Source organism: Micromonospora eburnea, from assembly GCF_900090225.1.
GTDB lineage: Bacteria > Actinomycetota > Actinomycetes > Mycobacteriales > Micromonosporaceae > Micromonospora > Micromonospora eburnea.
This window is the reverse complement of record NZ_FMHY01000002.1, coordinates 7,149,681-7,168,145: the sequence shown is the minus strand read 5'-3', so window position 1 is coordinate 7,168,145 and position 18,465 is coordinate 7,149,681. Positions and strand designations below refer to the sequence as shown.

Annotated in this window: 13 protein-coding genes and 2 pseudogenes; 7 read left to right on the top strand and 8 right to left on the bottom strand. The window is 71.5% G+C overall.

Features of this window, described 5'->3' with window-relative positions; genetic code table 11:
* Both GA0070604_RS31530 and GA0070604_RS31525 read left to right on the top strand, forming a co-directional pair.
* Window positions 1-244: pseudogene (locus tag GA0070604_RS31530) on the top strand (cell division protein CrgA); the annotation flags it as partial.
* A 427-nt stretch (window positions 245-671) separates the two neighbouring features.
* A pseudogene (locus GA0070604_RS31525) lies at window positions 672-2,872 on the top strand ((Fe-S)-binding protein).
* Window positions 2,873-3,413: 541 nt separating this feature from the next.
* Here GA0070604_RS31525 and GA0070604_RS31520 read toward each other — a convergent pair.
* Window positions 3,414-5,615 (bottom strand): (Fe-S)-binding protein, encoded by a 2,202-nt coding sequence (locus GA0070604_RS31520; RefSeq protein WP_091112164.1) that lies wholly within the window; start codon window positions 5,613-5,615, stop codon window positions 3,414-3,416.
* Between GA0070604_RS31520 and GA0070604_RS34065 the strand changes: the two genes are divergently transcribed.
* Window positions 5,593-5,727 carry a hypothetical protein gene (locus GA0070604_RS34065; protein WP_279615664.1) on the top strand — a complete coding sequence of 45 codons (135 nt, stop codon included), beginning with the start codon at window positions 5,593-5,595 and terminating at the stop codon, window positions 5,725-5,727. The genes GA0070604_RS31520 and GA0070604_RS34065 overlap by 23 nt on opposite strands.
* 298 nt (window positions 5,728-6,025) lie before the next feature.
* Here the strand turns inward: GA0070604_RS34065 and GA0070604_RS31515 are convergent, their stop codons facing one another.
* Entirely contained in the window at window positions 6,026-6,289 is a 264-nt protein-coding gene (locus GA0070604_RS31515; RefSeq protein ID WP_091126805.1) for a cell division protein CrgA, read from the bottom strand.
* Between the two features lie 230 nt (window positions 6,290-6,519).
* Between GA0070604_RS31515 and GA0070604_RS31510 the strand changes: the two genes are divergently transcribed.
* The 4 genes from GA0070604_RS31510 to GA0070604_RS31495 all read left to right on the top strand — a co-directional run bounded on the left by GA0070604_RS31510 (window position 6,520) and on the right by GA0070604_RS31495 (window position 10,240).
* Window positions 6,520-7,326, top strand: a complete 807-nt coding sequence (locus GA0070604_RS31510) for a DUF881 domain-containing protein (RefSeq protein WP_091126804.1) — start codon at window positions 6,520-6,522, stop codon at window positions 7,324-7,326.
* A gap of 626 nt (window positions 7,327-7,952) precedes the next feature.
* Window positions 7,953-9,302 (top strand): class E sortase, encoded by a 1,350-nt coding sequence (locus tag GA0070604_RS33845; protein ID WP_425256122.1) that lies wholly within the window; start codon window positions 7,953-7,955, stop codon window positions 9,300-9,302.
* Between the two features lie 2 nt (window positions 9,303-9,304).
* Window positions 9,305-9,586, top strand: a complete 282-nt coding sequence (locus GA0070604_RS31500) for a hypothetical protein (protein WP_091126803.1) — start codon at window positions 9,305-9,307, stop codon at window positions 9,584-9,586.
* Between the two features lie 3 nt (window positions 9,587-9,589).
* On the top strand, window positions 9,590-10,240 hold the full coding sequence (locus GA0070604_RS31495) for an aminodeoxychorismate/anthranilate synthase component II (protein WP_091126802.1): 651 nt from the start codon (window positions 9,590-9,592) through the stop codon (window positions 10,238-10,240).
* Between the two features lie 90 nt (window positions 10,241-10,330).
* Here GA0070604_RS31495 and pknB read toward each other — a convergent pair whose 3' ends face one another.
* Genes pknB through GA0070604_RS31465 form a run of 6 tightly spaced genes read right to left on the bottom strand, consistent with a single transcriptional unit; the run spans window position 10,331 to window position 18,462 of the window.
* Window positions 10,331-12,148, bottom strand: a complete 1,818-nt coding sequence (gene pknB, locus GA0070604_RS31490) for a Stk1 family PASTA domain-containing Ser/Thr kinase (RefSeq protein ID WP_091126801.1) — start codon at window positions 12,146-12,148, stop codon at window positions 10,331-10,333.
* Window positions 12,145-13,506 carry a serine/threonine-protein kinase gene (locus GA0070604_RS31485; protein ID WP_091126800.1) on the bottom strand — a complete coding sequence of 454 codons (1,362 nt, stop codon included), beginning with the start codon at window positions 13,504-13,506 and terminating at the stop codon, window positions 12,145-12,147. The genes pknB and GA0070604_RS31485 overlap by 4 nt, the downstream gene beginning before the upstream one ends.
* A 1-nt stretch (window position 13,507) precedes the next feature.
* Window positions 13,508-15,013: a peptidoglycan D,D-transpeptidase FtsI family protein gene (locus tag GA0070604_RS31480; RefSeq protein WP_091126799.1), complete on the bottom strand. Its 1,506-nt coding sequence runs from the start codon at window positions 15,011-15,013 to the stop codon at window positions 13,508-13,510.
* Window positions 15,010-16,497 carry an FtsW/RodA/SpoVE family cell cycle protein gene (locus tag GA0070604_RS31475; protein WP_091126798.1) on the bottom strand — a complete coding sequence of 496 codons (1,488 nt, stop codon included), beginning with the start codon at window positions 16,495-16,497 and terminating at the stop codon, window positions 15,010-15,012. The genes GA0070604_RS31480 and GA0070604_RS31475 overlap by 4 nt, the downstream gene beginning before the upstream one ends.
* Before the next feature lie 28 nt (window positions 16,498-16,525).
* Window positions 16,526-17,980, bottom strand: a complete 1,455-nt coding sequence (locus GA0070604_RS31470; RefSeq protein ID WP_091126797.1) for a PP2C family protein-serine/threonine phosphatase — start codon at window positions 17,978-17,980, stop codon at window positions 16,526-16,528.
* Window positions 17,977-18,462 (bottom strand): FHA domain-containing protein FhaB/FipA, encoded by a 486-nt coding sequence (locus GA0070604_RS31465; protein WP_091126796.1) that lies wholly within the window; start codon window positions 18,460-18,462, stop codon window positions 17,977-17,979. The genes GA0070604_RS31470 and GA0070604_RS31465 overlap by 4 nt, the downstream gene beginning before the upstream one ends.
* Between the last annotated feature and the right edge of the window lie 3 nt (window positions 18,463-18,465).

Below are 18,465 nucleotides of genomic sequence, written 5' to 3'. Positions count from 1 at the left end.
GCAAGAAGAAGGTGTACACCCCCCCGACGGACGTGCGTCCGACGGCCACGGCGGCGACGCGCAAGCCCAGCCCGGTCTGGCTGCCGATCACCGCCGTCGCCCTGATCGTCGCCGGCATCGGCTGGTTGGTGTGTATTACCTCTCCGAGCAGGCGTACCCGGTCATGTCGTGGGGCTACTGGAACCTCGCGGTGGGCTTCGGCGCGATGGTCGCCTCGCTGATTCTGCTCTCCCGCTGGCGCTGACCCGGTCGGCGGCCGGCCCGGTTTCCCGGGCCTCGGCTCAGCGCGTCCGACGGCGCGCGGAGAGTCGAGGTCGTCGCGGAGCCGGGCCGCTGACCTGTCTCACCCCGAACGGCCGCCGCTGGGCGTTCAGCGCCGCCCCGGACATGGACGTAGGTCACGCCCGGACGCCCCTGCCCGGCATGCGGGCTCCGGTGCACCTAAGGTGTCGGCAGGGCGGCTAAGGTGTCGGCAGGGCGGCGTGGCAGTGCGAGATGTCTCACGTTACCGATCGGTAACCTTGCGCGTAGGCTGCACTGCATGACCGAGCGGAGCGAGGTCATCGACCGGTCGGGTCGGGTGGCGGTAGCGGCGGAACACCGCCCGCGCCCTGAGTCGGTCCCGGCCGCCGAGCCGCTCGACCACGCAGCAGACCGGGGAGGCCAACTCGATGGGCAGCGTCCAGATCGTCACCACGATCCTCGCGGCCGCCATCACCGCGGTGGCGGTGTGGCTTGCGGTACGCGCGGTCATGAAGATGGTGGCCGTCATCCGCCTCGGGCAACCCGCGCCGGAGCGGTTCACGGACAAGGGCACCCGTGCCACCAAGATGCTGGTGGAGACCGCCGGTCACACCCGCATGTTGAAGTGGAGCGTGGTGGGGGCCGCGCACTGGTTCGTGATGGTCGCGTTCATCGTGCTGTCGCTGCTGGTGCTCGAGGCGTACTTCGAGGTGGTCACGCCCGGGGGCGAGCTGCCGATCATCGGATCCTGGACGGTCTTCGGCCTGGCCACCGAGATCATCGGCGTGTTCGGCCTGCTGGGCATCCTGGTGCTGATGGCGATCCGGTTGCGCAACCGGCCCGCCCGACCGGGTAACCGGTCCCGGTTCACCGGCTCGACCATGTGGCAGGGCTACTTCGTTGAGTGGGTCGTGCTGCTGGTCCTGATCTTCGGCTTCCTGATCCGGGGCTTCAAGGTCGCCACCGGCCACTTCGAGTACCCGGTCTGGGCCGCCCCGGTCAGCCACGCCCTCGGCAACGCCCTGCCGGCGTGGGCGGCCGGCGTCAGCGTCGCCGCCCTCATCAAGATCATCATCTCGATGACCTGGCTCATCGTGATCTCGTTGAACGTCACCATGGGCGTCGCCTGGCACCGCTTCCTGGCGTTCCCCAACATCTTCTTCAAGCGCGACCCGGAGAAGGCGGCCGGCTCCGGCCTCGGCCCGCTGCGGCCGATGATGAGCGACGGCAAGCCGCTCGACTTCGAGGAGGCCGATCCGGAGAAGGACCAGTTCGGCGTCGCCCAGGTTGAGCAGTTCACCTGGAAGGGCCTGCTGGACTTCAGCACCTGCACCGAGTGCGGCCGCTGCCAGTCGCAGTGCCCGGCGTGGAACACCGGTAAGCCGCTGTCGCCGAAGCTGCTCGTGCTGAGCCTGCGCGACCACGCGTACGCGAAGGCCCCGTACCTGCTGGCCGGCGGCGGCAAGGACCTGACCGGCGAGGAGAAGGCCAGCCAGGAGCAGCTCGCCAACGTCGACGTGCTGGCCCTCGCCGAGGCGGACCGGCCGCTGATCGGCACCGCCGAGGAGGGCGGTGTCATCGACCCGGACGTGCTCTGGTCCTGCACCACCTGCGGCGCCTGCGTCGAGCAGTGCCCGGTGGACATCGAGCACGTCGACCACATCGTCGACATGCGCCGCTACCAGGTGCTGATCGAGTCGAGCTTCCCGTCCGAGGCCGGCGTCATGCTGCGCAACCTGGAGAACAAGGGCAACCCGTGGGGCGCCCCGCAGAACACCCGGGAGGACTGGACCAAGGGCCTCGGCTTCGAGGTGCCCCGGGTCGGCGAGGTCGAGGACTTCGAGTACCTGTTCTGGGTCGGCTGCGCCGGCGCGTTCGAGGACCGGGCCAAGAAGACCACCCGCGCGGTCGCCACGCTGCTCAACGAGGCGGGCGTCTCCTTCGCCATCCTCGGCGAGGGCGAGACCTGCTCCGGTGACCCGGCCCGCCGGATCGGCAACGAGTTCGTTTTCCAGATGCTCGCCCAGCAGAACGTCGAGACGCTGAACGAGGCGTTCGAGGGTCGGGAGAAGAGCAAGCGCAAGATCGTCGCCACCTGCCCGCACTGCTTCAACACCCTCGGCAACGAGTACGGCCAGCTCGGCGGCGAGTTCGAGGTGGTGCACCACACGCAGCTCCTGGCCCACCTGGTCGCCACCGGCAAGCTCACCCCGGTGCAGCCGGTCGACGGCGGCCTCACCTACCACGACCCCTGCTACCTGGGCCGGCACAACCGGGTCTTCACCCCGCCGCGCGAGGTCCTCGGTGCCGCACTCGGCTCGGCCGAGATCACCGAGATGCCGCGGAACAGCGAGCGCTCCTTCTGCTGCGGCGCTGGCGGTGCCCGGATGTGGATGGAGGAGAAGATCGGCAAGCGGATCAACGTGGACCGGGTCGAGGAGGCCATGTCCACCGGGCGAAGACCATCGCGGTCGGCTGCCCGTTCTGCTCGACCATGCTCAGCGACGGGGTCAACGGCAAGGGCGCCGGGGAGCAGGTCGAGGTGATCGACGTGGCCAGCGTGCTGCTCCGCTCGGTCAAGCCGGAGGCCCCGGCGGGCGACAAGGAAGCCGAGCCGGTCGCCGGCTGAGGCGTACGCCGGGCTGCCTGACCCGCGGCGGTGGCACCTCGTTGGTGCCACCGCCGTCCGCGTCGGTCAGGTACTCGCCACGAAGGCGGCCGTGGTGGCCGCGGTGGTGGCGATCAGCAGCGCGGCCTGCGTCTGCTCGATGGCCTTCTTCGCCGCAGCGGAGGCCCAGTCGCCGGCGGCGATCTGTCGAGGCGGGACTTGAGTCGGTCCTCGACCTCGGGGAGCCCCGGTGGAGACGGCGGCCCGGCAGCGAGACCCGCCTACGGGCGCCCGGGGACCGCGGCGGTTCTCGCTGCCGGGCGGTGGGCTCACCGGCCCTCCCGAGTGCCGAAGGACGACTCAAGTCCCGCCTCGACGAGATCGCCGCCGGCGACTGGCCTCCGCTGCGGCGAAGAAGGCCATCGAGCAGACGCAGGCCGCGCTGCTGATCGCCACCACCGCGGCCACCACGGCCGCCTTCGTGGCGAGTACCTGACCGACGCGGACGGCGGTGGCACCAACGAGGTGCCACCGCCGCGGGTCAGGCAGCCCGGCGTACGCCTCAGCCGGCGACCGGCTCGGCTTCCTTGTCGCCCGCCGGGGCCTCCGGCTTGACCGAGCGGAGCAGCACGCTGGCCACGTCGATCACCTCGACCTGCTCCCCGGCGCCCTTGCCGTTGACCCCGTCGCTGAGCATGGTCGAGCAGAACGGGCAGCCGACCGCGATGGTCTTCGCCCCGGTGGACATGGCCTCCTCGACCCGGTCCACGTTGATCCGCTTGCCGATCTTCTCCTCCATCCACATCCGGGCACCGCCAGCGCCGCAGCAGAAGGAGCGCTCGCTGTTCCGCGGCATCTCGGTGATCTCGGCCGAGCCGAGTGCGGCACCGAGGACCTCGCGCGGCGGGGTGAAGACCCGGTTGTGCCGGCCCAGGTAGCAGGGGTCGTGGTAGGTGAGGCCGCCGTCGACCGGCTGCACCGGGGTGAGCTTGCCGGTGGCGACCAGGTGGGCCAGGAGCTGCGTGTGGTGCACCACCTCGAACTCGCCGCCGAGCTGGCCGTACTCGTTGCCGAGGGTGTTGAAGCAGTGCGGGCAGGTGGCGACGATCTTGCGCTTGCTCTTCTCCCGACCCTCGAACGCCTCGTTCAGCGTCTCGACGTTCTGCTGGGCGAGCATCTGGAAAACGAACTCGTTGCCGATCCGGCGGGCCGGGTCACCGGAGCAGGTCTCGCCCTCGCCGAGGATGGCGAAGGAGACGCCCGCCTCGTTGAGCAGCGTGGCGACCGCGCGGGTGGTCTTCTTGGCCCGGTCCTCGAACGCGCCGGCGCAGCCGACCCAGAACAGGTACTCGAAGTCCTCGACCTCGCCGACCCGGGGCACCTCGAAGCCGAGGCCCTTGGTCCAGTCCTCCCGGGTGTTCTGCGGGGCGCCCCACGGGTTGCCCTTGTTCTCCAGGTTGCGCAGCATGACGCCGGCCTCGGACGGGAAGCTCGACTCGATCAGCACCTGGTAGCGGCGCATGTCGACGATGTGGTCGACGTGCTCGATGTCCACCGGGCACTGCTCGACGCAGGCGCCGCAGGTGGTGCAGGACCAGAGCACGTCCGGGTCGATGACACCGCCCTCCTCGGCGGTGCCGATCAGCGGCCGGTCCGCCTCGGCGAGGGCCAGCACGTCGACGTTGGCGAGCTGCTCCTGGCTGGCCTTCTCCTCGCCGGTCAGGTCCTTGCCGCCGCCGGCCAGCAGGTACGGGGCCTTCGCGTACGCGTGGTCGCGCAGGCTCAGCACGAGCAGCTTCGGCGACAGCGGCTTACCGGTGTTCCACGCCGGGCACTGCGACTGGCAGCGGCCGCACTCGGTGCAGGTGCTGAAGTCCAGCAGGCCCTTCCAGGTGAACTGCTCAACCTGGGCGACGCCGAACTGGTCCTTCTCCGGATCGGCCTCCTCGAAGTCGAGCGGCTTGCCGTCGCTCATCATCGGCCGCAGCGGGCCGAGGCCGGAGCCGGCCGCCTTCTCCGGGTCGCGCTTGAAGAAGATGTTGGGGAACGCCAGGAAGCGGTGCCAGGCGACGCCCATGGTGACGTTCAACGAGATCACGATGAGCCAGGTCATCGAGATGATGATCTTGATGAGGGCGGCGACGCTGACGCCGGCCGCCCACGCCGGCAGGGCGTTGCCGAGGGCGTGGCTGACCGGGGCGGCCCAGACCGGGTACTCGAAGTGGCCGGTGGCGACCTTGAAGCCCCGGATCAGGAAGCCGAAGATCAGGACCAGCAGCACGACCCACTCAACGAAGTAGCCCTGCCACATGGTCGAGCCGGTGAACCGGGACCGGTTACCCGGTCGGGCGGGCCGGTTGCGCAACCGGATCGCCATCAGCACCAGGATGCCCAGCAGGCCGAACACGCCGATGATCTCGGTGGCCAGGCCGAAGACCGTCCAGGATCCGATGATCGGCAGCTCGCCCCCGGGCGTGACCACCTCGAAGTACGCCTCGAGCACCAGCAGCGACAGCACGATGAACGCGACCATCACGAACCAGTGCGCGGCCCCCACCACGCTCCACTTCAACATGCGGGTGTGACCGGCGGTCTCCACCAGCATCTTGGTGGCACGGGTGCCCTTGTCCGTGAACCGCTCCGGCGCGGGTTGCCCGAGGCGGATGACGGCCACCATCTTCATGACCGCGCGTACCGCAAGCCACACCGCCACCGCGGTGATGGCGGCCGCGAGGATCGTGGTGACGATCTGGACGCTGCCCATCGAGTTGGCCTCCCCGGTCTGCTGCGTGGTCGAGCGGCTCGGCGGCCGGGACCGACTCAGGGCGCGGGCGGTGTTCCGCCGCTACCGCCACCCCGACCCGACCGGTCGATGACCTCGCTCCGCTCGGTCATGCAGTGCAGCCTACGCGCAAGGTTACCGATCGGTAACGTGAGACATCTCGCACTGGCCACGCCGCCCTGCCGACACCTTAGGTGCACCGGAGCCCGCATGCCGGGCAGGGGCGTCCGGGCGTGACCTACGTCCATGTCCGGGGCGGCGCTGAACCGCCCAGCGGCGGCCGTTCGGGGTGAGACAGGTCAGCGGCCCGGCTCCGCGACGACCTCGACTCTCCGCGCGCCGTCGGACGCGCTGAGCCGAGGCCCGGGAAACCGGGCCGGCCGCCGACCGGGTCAGCGCCAGCGGGAGAGCAGAATCAGCGAGGCGACCATCGCGCCGAAGCCCACCGCGAGGTTCCAGTAGCCCCACGACATGACCGGGTACGCCTGCTCGGAGAGGTAATACACCACCAACCAGCCGATGCCGGCGACGATCAGGGCGACGGCGGTGATCGGCAGCCAGACCGGGCTGGGCTTGCGCGTCGCCGCCGTGGCCGTCGGACGCACGTCCGTCGGGGGGGTGTACACCTTCTTCTTGCGGACCTGAGACTTGGGCACGACGCTCTCCAGAGGGGGGTACGACCTCGTCCGGCCTGACAACCGGGCGCGGGGGCGACGGTCCATGGCCAATAATGTTCGACAGCTAGCGTAGTCCGGACTGACCGTCCAAGCCATGAATAGGGTCAGGCCGGTGCACGGAGTGACCGAAATGGGTAGGACTTTTCGGGTTCAGCCCACGGTTCGGGTCGTGGTGGGCCGGAACGAGACGACGGGAAAGGGAACGCCCGGTGGAGTACACGTCCGGCGCCGCATCCTGGCGCAAGGTCCTCCGGCGCGCGGTCGTCGTCCTGCTGCCCCGGCGGGCACGGCAGCGCCGGCCCGGCTGGTCGCTCGGCGTACCCCTGATCGCCGCCGCGGCGGGGCTACTCTTCACCACGACCGCGACCACCGCCGGCGGCACCTCGCTGCGGGAGGACCGCCGACCCCAGCTCACCCAGCTGATCGAGGACCGGCGCGAACAGGTCGCGGCGAGCGAGGCCACGGCCGCCCGGCTGCGCGCCGAGGTCGAGGAGCAGACCGCCGCGCTGGCCGACACGGACGGCCCGATCAAGGCGCAGCGGGACCGGGCCGCCGCGAGCCGGGAGGCGGCCGGCTTCACCGCGCTCACCGGCACCGGGATCATCGTCGAGCTGAACGACGCGACCCGGCGGCCCGACCAGCCCCTGCCCAAAGGCGCCAGCAACGATGACCTGGTGGTCCATCAGGGCGACGTACAGGCGGTCGTGAACGCGCTCTGGGCGGGCGGGGCCGAGGCAATGTCAATCATGAACGTCCGCGTGCTCAGCACCAGCGCGGTACGCTGCGTCGGAAACACCCTGCTGCTGCACGGCCGGGTGTACTCCCCTCCTTTCAAGATCGTGGCAATTGGCGACCCCGGCGCCCTACAGGGGGCGCTCGCCACCTCCGAGGGAGTCCGGGTGTTCAAGGAAGCGGCCGACCACTACCAGCTCGGCTACAAGGAGACCGTCACCACGGTCACCGTGCCGGCGTTCGAAGACTCCACGGCGCTCCAGTCCGCGAAGGTGCTTCGGTGACGCCCGACGGCTCCTGGGAGCGGGACGGCCGCCACCACGACCCCGGCGGCGAAGCCGCCGCCGCCGGGCCGCCCGGCGACCGCACGCCGCCCCGCCCGCTCGACCTGCCCTGGCCGGAGCCGGCCGCGCCGCGCTCGCCCGCCGCCCGGCCGCCCGCGAACGGCCCGGCAGCTTCCTTCCCGGACCCGCCGCCGCCGTGGCCCGGCAATCAGGGGCGCCCGCCGGCGGCAGCCGGGCCCGAGCGCCCCCCGCCGGCCCGCCCCGACTGGTACCCGTCGAATCCGGCTCCGGCGGAACGGCACGCGTCGGCCCCGGCGGAGCGGTTCGCCGGTTACGACGCACGGTCCGCCCCGAGCAGCTGGGCGGGCGCGGAGCAGGCCGGGCAGCCCGCCAGCACCGCCTCCCCGGCCGGGCAGCCCCGCCGTTGGCCGGAGGAGCCGCCCGGCTCACGTACCGGTGCGCCCGGAGAACGCTTCGACCGCCGCCCGGAGCCGGCCGCGCCGAGGTTCGACCACCATCCCGAGCCGGCAGGGCCGAGGTTCGAACAGCGCCCGGAGCCGGCAGGGCAAGGGCCGCACCACCGCCCGGAGCCGGCCAGGCCGGGAACCGGCGCGGAGCCGACCGGGCTGGGGCCGCAACACCGCCCCGAGCCGACCGGGCCAGGGCCGCACCATCGCCCCGAGCCGACCGGGCTGGGGCCGCATCACCGCCCGGAGCCGGCGGGGCCGCGGGCCGGTGGGGAGGGGTCGGGCCGCTGGGCCGCCGGCAACCCCACCGCCCGGCCGTCCGACACCCCACCCCCAGCGATACGACCGGCCGCGCCGGGTGACGCGCCGACCGCCTTCATCCCGCCGTTGGGCGACCGGCCGGAGCGCCGGGCCGCCGGGCACCCCGCCGAGGACCCCACCGCCCGCCGGGCCGACGCTCGCGCAGCCGATACGCGGGGAGCCGGTACGCCCGCTGCCGGCGTACCCCGGGGGGCTGGACCGGCTGCCGGCGTACCCAGGGGGGCTGGAACGACCGACGGCGGTCCGGACCGGTCGGGGCCGACCAGCGGCCCACCGGACGATCCGGCGGCGACCGCTCTGATCCCGGCCGTCACCCGCCGGCCGGCGAACCACCCACTCCTGGAGTCCACCGCGCTGATGGGTGCGGTGCCCCCGCCCCGGGATACCGGCGACGATCCCGATCTCCCGGCCGAGCCGCCACGCCCCCGGCGCGGCGAGCGCGTGGTGCAGCTCCGCCCCGAGCAGACCGGTGAGGGATACCGGAGCGTCTACTCCGAGCTGACCCGGCCCACCGTCGGCTCCCGGCTGCGCACCGGCGTGCGGGCCGCCGGCGAGGTGCTGATCACCTTCGGCCTGGTGGTGCTGCTCTTCGCCGGGTACGAGATCTGGGGCAAGACGGTGATCGTCGACGCCCACCAGAACGACCTGAACAGCCAGCTCGCCCAGGAGTGGGCAGGCGACCCGACGGTCGGGCCGACCACCGGCCCCACCACCAAGCCCAAGCCGCCGGCGGAGGGGAAGCCCGTCGCCGGGCTCTACATTCCCAAGATTGACAAGCACTGGGTCGTGGTCGAAGGGGTCAGCCCGGCCGACATCCGATACGCCCCGGGCCACTACCCGAAGAGCGCCATGCCGGGCGAGGTGGGCAACTTCGCCGTCGCCGGGCACCGCATCCGGGCCACCTTCTGGCGGCTGGACGAGCTCGTGCCCGACGAGGACTACATCATCGTCGAGACCCAGACCCAGTGGCTCGTCTACCAGGTCTACCAGCAGCGGATCGTCAAGCCGTCCCAGGTCGAGGTGGTGGCGCCGGTGCCCGGCAAGCCGGGCAAGAAGGCGACCGAGAAGGTGCTCACCCTGACCACCTGCAACCCCAAGTTCGACAACTACCAGCGGCTGATCATCCACGCCCGACTGGTCAAGGAGATGGCGAAGTCGGCGGGCCGCCCGGCCGAGTTGGGGGACTGACGATGTACGCGTGGATCTGGCGCAAGCTGCCGTTCGGGCTGGTCGGAAAGCTGATCGGCTCGCTGCTGCTCACCGTGGCGACGGTCGCCCTGCTCTGGTTCGTGGTCTTCCCGTGGGCGGAACCCCTCCTCCCCTTCTTCGACAGCCAGATCACCGACGACTCGGGCGTGCCGGGCGGCGACAACGGCGGGCAGCTCATCGTGCCCAGCGGATCGCCCACCGAGGAGGACATTCCGTACAGCACCGAGACGAACAACGCCCCGCCCTCCACCCGGGACAGGTGACCGATGCGCATCCTGGTGATCGACAACTACGACTCGTTCGTCTTCAACCTTGTCCAGTACCTCGGCCAGCTCGGCGTGGACTGCGAGGTCCGGCGCAACGACGAGATCGACGTCGCCGAGGTGGGCCGGCTCGGCGCGGACGGCGTACTGCTCTCGCCCGGTCCCGGCAGCCCGGACCGCGCCGGCATCTGCCTCGACGTGATCCGCGAGTACGCCGGCAAACTGCCCCTCTTCGGGGTCTGCCTCGGTCACCAGGCGATCGGTGAGGCGTTCGGCGCGACGGTGACCCGGGCACCGGAGCTGCTGCACGGCAAGACCTCGGAGGTAAGCCACCACGGGGTCGGCGTGCTCGCCGGGCTGCCCGATCCGTTCACCGCCACCCGCTACCACTCGCTCGCCGTACTGCCCGAGACGCTGCCCGAGGAGCTGGAGGTGACCGGCTGGACGGGCTCCGGCGTGGTCATGGCCATGCGGCACCGGAGCCTGCCGATCGAGGGCGTCCAGTTCCACCCGGAGTCGGTGCTGACCGAGGGCGGGCACCTCATGTTGGCGAACTGGCTGGCCGGCTGCGGCTACCCCGCGGCGCTGGAGCGGGCGCCGGAGCTGGCCGCCGAGGTGGACGCCCGCCGCCGAGCCGCCTTCGCGACCGCCTGAGTTCTGCCGTCCGGCGTCATACGCGACTACGCGACGGCGCGGTGTCCCGGTCACCCGGGCACCGCGCCGTCGCGTCTGCCGTGCTCGGCCCTACCGGATGGAGTCCCGGGTCGGCGGCAAGGTCGGGAAGGGTAGCCCGCCGCCACCGCCGCCAGCACCCGGAGTGGTGGGACCGCCGGTGGGCGTCTCGGTCGGATCCGGGCTGCCGGTGGGATCCGGCGCCGCGTAGTCGACGTAGATGGTGACCTGCTTGTTCTTCTCAAGCTTCCTGTCGGCCTCGGGCGACTGCCTGCTGACCAGGCCGGCCTTGTCCGGTGCCACCTCATCGCCGTCGAGGGTCCGCACCTTGTAGCCGGCGTTCCTCAGCGTCCTCTCGGCCAGCTCCTTCGTCATGCCGACGACGTCCGGCACCTTGACGACGTTGCCCTTGGAGACCTTCACCTTGATGGTGGTCCCCTCCGCGACCTCGGTGCCCTGCTCGGGGTCGGTGCTGATCACCGAGCCCTCCGGCTGGCTGTCGTTGACGTACTCCGGGTCGACCTTGAGGTTCAGGCCCTCCAACTGCAGCTTGACGTTCTCGTACTGGTTGCCCTTCACCGGGGGGACGGGGACCATCTTCTTGCCGCCGCAGACCTGGAACGTCACGTTCTGGCCCTTTTCCAGCGGCGTGCCCGGACCCGGGGACTGGTTGACCACCGTGTCCTTCTGGCAGGTGTTGTTGAGCACCTGCTCGCCGGGCACCGCCTTGAGCCCCAACGCCTCGATCGCGGCGACCGCCTCCGCCTGGCTCTTGCCCTGCAAACCCGGCGTATTCACGCGGTCGGCGCCGCGCTGGTTCAGCAGCAGCGCGGCGACCAGGGCGATCACCGCGAGGACACCGAGACCGGCGAAGGTGGCGATCACCCAGGAGGAACTCTTGCGCTTACGCGGGTCGCCGACCCGGGCCGGGACCTGCTGCCGGTTCTGCGGCCCCATGACCTGCGTCTGGTAACCACCCGCCCCGGCGGCCGGCGCCATCGGCATGGTCTCGTCGGCCGGCATGACCGGGGTGGCCAGCACCGGGCGGCCGGCAGCCGCACGGAGCAGGTCCGCCCGCATCTCGCCGGCGCTCTGGTAGCGGTTCAGCGGGTTCTTGGACAGCGCCTTGAGGACGATGGCGTCCACCGCCGGGTTGACGTCCGGGTTGATGGTGCTCGGCGTCGGGGGCGTCTCCCGTACGTGCTGGTACGCGACGCTGACCGGGCTGTCCCCGACGAACGGCGGATGCCCGCAGAGCAGCTCGAACAGCACGCAGCCGGCCGCGTACACGTCGGAGCGCGCGTCGACCGCCTCGCCGCGTGCCTGCTCGGGGGAGAGGTATTGTGCGGTGCCGATGACCGCGCTGGTCTGGGTCATCGTGGTGGCCCCGCTGGCCAGCGCCCGGGCGATGCCGAAGTCCATCACCTTGACCTGGCCGGTCTGGGTGAGCATCACGTTGCCGGGCTTGATGTCCCGGTGGATGATCCCGTGCCGGTGGCTGAACTCCAGCGCCGCGCACATGTCGGCGCAGATCTCCAGCGCCCGGCGCGGCTGGAGCCGGCCCTCGGCGCCCAGCACCTCCTTGAGGGTCCGCCCGTTGACGAACTCCATCACGATGAACGGCAGCGTCTCGCCGGTCGCCGCGGTCTCCTCGCCGGTGTCGTAAACGGCGACGATGGCCGGGTGGTTCAGCGAGGCGGCGTTCTGCGCCTCCCGCCGGAACCGCATCTGGAAGGTGGCATCCCGGGCCAGATCCGCCCGAAGCATCTTGATCGCGACATCCCGACCGAGCCGGAGATCGCGACCGCGGTGCACCTCGGCCATGCCGCCGTAGCCAAGCAGCTCGCCGACCTGGTACCTGCCACCGAGCAGGCGGGCCTGCGCTGTCATCGCGTCTCTCGTCCTTCGCTCGTCGTCGTCTCGCCGCCAGCCAACCTGAGCCGTACCTCACGACGGTACGACGTCCGGCCCGGATCGTCCCCTCCGCGCACCCACACCGCGCCGGAGGTCACGCTCACCGGAGCGAGCGCGCCGGCCGACGCGTTCTTCCGGTAGTAGTACGAAATCACGCCCGAGCAGAGCACGACCAGTACGGCCAGCACGATGGCGGTCAGCCACAGGCCGGCCCCGGACCGGCGGGGGGCCGGCAGGGGACGGGCCGGCGCGGCCTGCGGTCGGGCGTACCCGAGCGGACTGGGCTGCCCGGGCGGTGGGACGGCCACGGCGGCGCGTGGGGCGACCGGCGGGCGGGGTTGCGGGGCGGGCGGCGCCATCGGGGCCGCGCGCGGCCCGACCGGTGGGCGAGCGGCCACCACGGGCGGGCGGGGCTGTGCTCGCGCCACCGCCGGGACCTGCGCCCGGGCCGCCGGCGCGGCCGGCGAGGCCGGTACGCCGGAGATCGGGTGCGGCTGGCCGCCGCGCGCCTGCTGGGACAACGCTTGCTTGGTCTGCCGGGCGACGCTGGCCAGTGCGGCGGCGCTGGGCCAGCGGGCCGCGGGATCCTTCGCCATGGCCCGCTCCACGATCGCCTTCACTGCGGGCGGGATGTCGGCGGGCAGTGACCGGGGCGCCTCGCGTACGTGCTTCATGGCGATTTCGAGGGGATTGTCCCCCTCGAAGGGGCGCCGGCCGGCGAGGCACTGGTACGCGACCACGCCGAGCGCGTACACGTCGGACGCGGGGGTGGCCACCGCACCGGTGGCCTGCTCGGGCGAGATGTACGACGCCGTGCCGAGCACCGAACCGGCGGCGGTGAGCTGGCCCACCAGGTCGGAACGGGCGATCCCGAAGTCGGTGAGCACCAGCGTGCCGTTCGGCCGGACCAGCAGGTTGCCCGGCTTCACGTCCCGGTGCACGATGCCCTTCTCGTGGGCCGCGTGCAGGGCGTCGGCGGCCTGCGCCAGCAGGGCCATCGTCCGGGCCGGGGTGAGCCGGCCGACCCGGTTGAGGGTCGAGGAGAGCGCGTCGCCCTCGACGTACTCCATGACCAGGAAGGCGATCTGCTGGTCGCTGCCGAAGTCGTAGACGTCCACCACGCCGGGGTGGTTGATGGTGGCCATGGTCCGTGCCTCGCCCCGGAACCGCTCGGCGAAGCCCGGCTCGTCGAGCAGGGCGGGCAGCAGGCTCTTCACCGCGACGGTACGGCCCAGCACCTGGTCGGTGCCGCGCCAGACGTCACCCATGCCACCGCTGGCGATCCGCTCGTCGAGGCGGTAGCGGTTGCCGAGCTGCACCCCGGGGCTGAGCATGTCAGCGGCCTCCGGAGTCGGCGATGACCGCCGCCATGATCCGGCCGGCGATCCGGGCCGCCTCGGCGCTGCCGCCCTTGCCCGCCTGCTCCAGCTCCACACAGACGGCGGAGATCGGGGTGCCGTTCTTGTCCAGCGCGAAACCGATGAACCAGCCGTGGTCGGGAGTGTTCGGGCCGGACTCCGCGGTGCCGGTCTTGCCGCCCACGGTGTAGCCGCTGATCGCGGCCTTCCGGCCGCTGCCGTTGCGGACCACGCTGACCATCATGTCCCGCAGGTCGTTGGCGACCTGGCCGCTCACCGGCTGGCGCAGCTCCCGCGGCTTGGCGCTGTAGTAGCTGGTGGTGCGGTCCGGAGCGAGCAGCTGCTTGACCACGTACGGCCGCATCTGGCTGCCCCCGTTGGCCACCGAGGCGGCGATCAGGGCGCCCTGGAGCGGGGTCATCCGCACGTTGTTCTGCCCGATCGAGGACTGGGCCAGCGCGGCCTTGTCCTCGCTCCCGTCCGGGTTCTGCATGTCGCCGGTCCGGCTGGCCGCCACCCGCAGGCCGCCCTCGCCGAGCTGGCCGACCGTGAGGTCCTCCTGCTCGAAGCCGAACTGCTGGGCCTTCTCCTTGATCTTGTCGGCGCCGAGCCGCACGCCGAGCTGGGCGAAGCCGGTGTTGCACGACTCGGTGACCGCCTCGATCAGGGTCACGTGTGCCTCGGGGCAGATCGAGGGTGCGGCGTTTCCGATCGGCCGGCCCGCGGTCGGCGGGGTCCAGCTCGGCCCGGCCGGGATGCTGGTCTCCTTGGTGACCCCGTTCTCCAGCGCCGCCGCGGCCACCACGATCTTGAAGGTGGAACCCGGGGGCAGGGTCTCGGAGAGCGCCCGGTTGGCCAGCGGGCGGTCCGGGTCCTGCTCCAGCCTCTCGTACGCGTCCTTGGCCGCCGTGGTGTCGTGGCTGGCCAGCGGGTTCGGGTCGAAGCTGGGCATGGAGACCAGCGCCTGCACGGCCCCGGTACGCGGGTCGATCGCGATGGCCGCGCCCCGCTTCGCCCCGACCTGGTTGTTCTGGAGCTGCTTGTACGCCGTCTCCTGGGCCCGCTTGGACAGGGACAGCAGCACATTGCCGCCACCGGTCTGCTCGCCGGTGAACATGTCCTTGATCCGGTCGCCGATGAGCTGGTCGCTGGTCCCGGCGAGGAACTCGTTCTCCAGCCGCTCGATGCCGACGTCGCCGAGGTTGACCGGCTTGTAGCCGAGCACGTGCGCGTAGGTCTCGCCGCCCGGATAGGTGCGCTGGAACCTGAGCTTGCCGCCGGTGTCCTTGCTGATCGCGACCGCGGTGCCGCCGACCTCGATGTTGCCCCGCTTGCGCTTGTACTCGTCGACCTGGACCCGGCCGTTGTAGTCGCTGTTGCGGTATTCGTCCGCCTTGTAGGCCTGAATCCAGTTGAGGTTGGCGAAGAGCAGCCCGAAGAGGACCATCACGACCACGCCGACGCGGCGCAGGGGTGCGTTCACGGCCGAATCACCTCCGTGAGGGCACCGTGCAGCTGCTCCGGCGGGCCGCCGCTCGGCCGAGCCGCCGGCCCGCTGGGACCCACCGGCCGGTGGGCGCCATCGGAGACCCGGAGGAGGGTCGCGATGAGCAGCCAGTTCGCCATCAGCGAAGACCCACCGGCGGAGAGGAACGGGGTGGTCTGGCCGGTCAGCGGGATGAGCTTGCTGATCCCGCCGACGATGACGAACACCTGGAGACCCAGGGTGAAGGCCAGGCCGCCGGCGAGCAGCTTGCCGAACGAGTCCCGCACCGCCAGCGCGGCCCGCAGCCCCCGCTCGACGATCAGCAGATAGATCACCAGCAGCGCGGAGAGGCCGAAGAGCCCGATCTCCTCACCGATGCCGGCGAAGATGAAGTCGTTCTGCACCTCGGGCAGCAGGGTCGGCTGGCCGCCACCCGGCCCGGCCCCGAAGAGGCCGCCGGTGCCGAGCGTGAGCAGGCCCTGTACGAGCTGGTAGCCCTTGTTGTACGGGTCGCCGAACGGGTCCAGCCAGATCTCGGCCCGGAGGTAGAAGTTCGCGAACGGGCCACCGACGGTGCTGCCCAGGACGTACGCCAGATAGGCGCCGCCGAAGAAGAGGACCAGGCCGATGAGCAGCCAACTGACCCGTTCGGTGGCGATGTAGAGCGTCACCACGAACATGCCGAAGTAGAGCAGCGAGGTGCCCAGGTCCTTCTCGAAGACCAACACCAGGATGCTGATCATCCAGACCACGAGGACCGGGCCGAGGTCCCGGCCGCGCGGGAAGTCGATGCCGAGCACCCGCCGGCTGGCCAGCGAGAGCACCTCACGCTTGCGGACCAGGTAGTACGCGAAGAAGGTGAGCAGGGCGAGCTTGGCGAACTCGCCCGGCTGGATCTGGAACCCGCCGAATCTGATCCACAGCTTGGCGCCGTTGATCTCGGAGAACTGGCCCGGCAGCACCGCCGGGATCATCACCAGCACGATGCCGGCCAGCCCCAGGGTGTACGCGTACCGGGAGAGCGAGCGGTGGTCCCGCATGATCGCCAGCAGCGCGGCGGCGAGAATCACCCCGGCGAGAGTCCAGGCCAACTGCCGGCCACCGGTGCCGGCGAAGATGGCCAGACTCTCCCGGTCCGCCGGTTGGGCCCAGGCCAGGTCGTAGCGGCGCAGGAAGCCCACCCCGATGCCGTTGAGCAGGGCGACCGCCGGCAGCAGCGCCGGATCGGCGAACGGCGCCAGCCAGCGGATCACCAGGTGCAGGCCGAGGAAGACCAGCCCCAGCACGGCGGCCGGAACCCAGAAGTCGGGGGTGACCGTGTCCAGCACGTTCGCCTCGACCGTCGCCCCGTACGCCGCCACCAGCACCATGGCGAGCAGCAGCAGCGACAGCTCCGCGTTACGCCGGGACCGGGCCAGGCGTACGCCCGGCTGCTCGCCCGTCGAGGCGGGCGAGGTTGCCGGTACGGCGGCTGCGGTCACGGTCGGGTCCTCGGGGTCGAGCCGGCGCTCACTCCGGCGACCGGCAACCCGCCGGGTCGACCGGCGGAACGGTGTCGGAGGCGACGGCGTCGGGCGTGGTGGTCGGCGCGGGCGTGCTGGTCGGTTCCGGCGTGGTGGTGGCCGACGGGCTGGCGTTCGCGCCGGTCGCCGGGGTGGCAGCGCTGGTGGTCGTGCTCGGGGTCGGCGTGACCGTGGCCGTCGCGATCGGGGTGGCCGCGGTGGCCGTCGGGCTCGGCGGGCAGATCGGCTTGAGGTTGGGGTTGGTCGGGTCGTCGCTCGTCAGCTCGGCCAGCCGACGCTCGGCGTCCGGCTCACTCTTGGCCTGGATGCCCTGCTTGACCTGCTCCTGGGCGGCCAGGGTGAGGTCGTCCAGCTTGGCCGGGCTGACGGAGTGCGGGCTCGACAAATCGACGCCGGCGATCTGGCCGGGCACGCCGCGGAAGACGGCGATCTGGCCGTCCTCGGTGGCACCGACGTAGTACTGGCGCTGGGTGTAGCTCCACCCGCCGAAGACGCCACCGCCGAGGATGACCAGGAGCGCCAGCAGCATCACGGCGGTACGCAGCGGCCGGTGTCGACGCCGCTCCGGCTCGTCGTCGCCGTCCACCGGCTCCTCGGGCACGGGCGGCCGCGGGGCGGACAGGGCGGAGGCGCGGGCCGCCGGCGTGGACACGTCGGCGGAAGTGGCCATGCCCCGGTCGCGGGCCGCGGCGCCGCCGACGATCGGGGTCGCCTCGACGATGTCCTGGTCGGTGGCGTCGGCGATGATCACGGTGATGTTGTCCGGGCCGCCGCCGCGCAGGGCGAGCTGCACGAGGCGCTCCACGCACTGCTGCGGGTCGGTGTACTCGCGCATGGTGTCGCCGATGGTGTCCGCGCTGACCACCCCGGAGAGGCCGTCGGAGCAGATCAGGTAGCGATCACCGGGGAGCACCTGCCGGACGCTGTATTCCGGGTCGATGTCGCGGCCGTCCAGCGCCCGGGTGAGCAGCGAGCGCTGGGGGTGGCTGCTCGCCTCCTCCGCGCTGATGCGGCCCTCGTCGACGAGCATCTGGACGTACGTGTCGTCCTTCGTGATCTGCGTGAACTCGCCGTTCCGCAGGAGATAGGCCCGCGAGTCACCGATGTGCACCATGCCGAGCTTGCTGCCGGAGAAGAGGGTCGCGGTGAGCGTGGTGCCCATCCCCTCCAGCTGCGGGTTGGCATCCACGGTGTCGCGGAGCTGCTGGTTGGCGGTGCCCACGGCGGAGCGCAGCGCGTCGACGAGGGCGTCCCCAGGGACGTCCTCGTCCAGCGGCGCCATGGCACCGATGACGATGTTGCTGGCGACGTCACCGGCGGCCATGCCGCCCATGCCGTCGGCGACGGCGAGGAGCCGCGGCCCGGCGTAGACGGAATCTTGATTACCGTCTCGGATCAGACCGCGGTCACTGTGGGCCGCATAGCGCAGGGTCAGAGTCATGGCCGTAATTCGAGAGAAGTGCGGCCGATCCGGATCGGCACGCCGAGGGGTACGGGGGTCGGTCCGGTGACCTTAGCGCGATCCAGGTATGTGCCGTTAGTCGAACCGAGGTCCTCGACGAACCACTGCCCGTCGCGCGGTACGAGCCGGGCGTGCCGCGCCGAGGCGTAGTCGTCGGTGATCACCAGCGTCGAATCCTCGGCCCGCCCGATGGTGATCTGGGCTTCGCCGAGGGTGATCCGGGTGCCGGCCAACTGGCCCGCGGTGACCACCAACTGGTGTGCCGCCCTGCCCCGCTTCACCTTCGCCGGCTTCGCCGCCTGCCCGGTCGAGGCACCGACCGCGCGTGGCGCGGCCACCAACCGACCCGACCTGGCTCCCGCGAAGAGGTCCCGACGGATCACCCCGACCACCGTGAACACAAAGATCCACAGCAGGATGATGAACCCGAACCGGGCGACGGTGATGACGAGTTCCGGCAACGG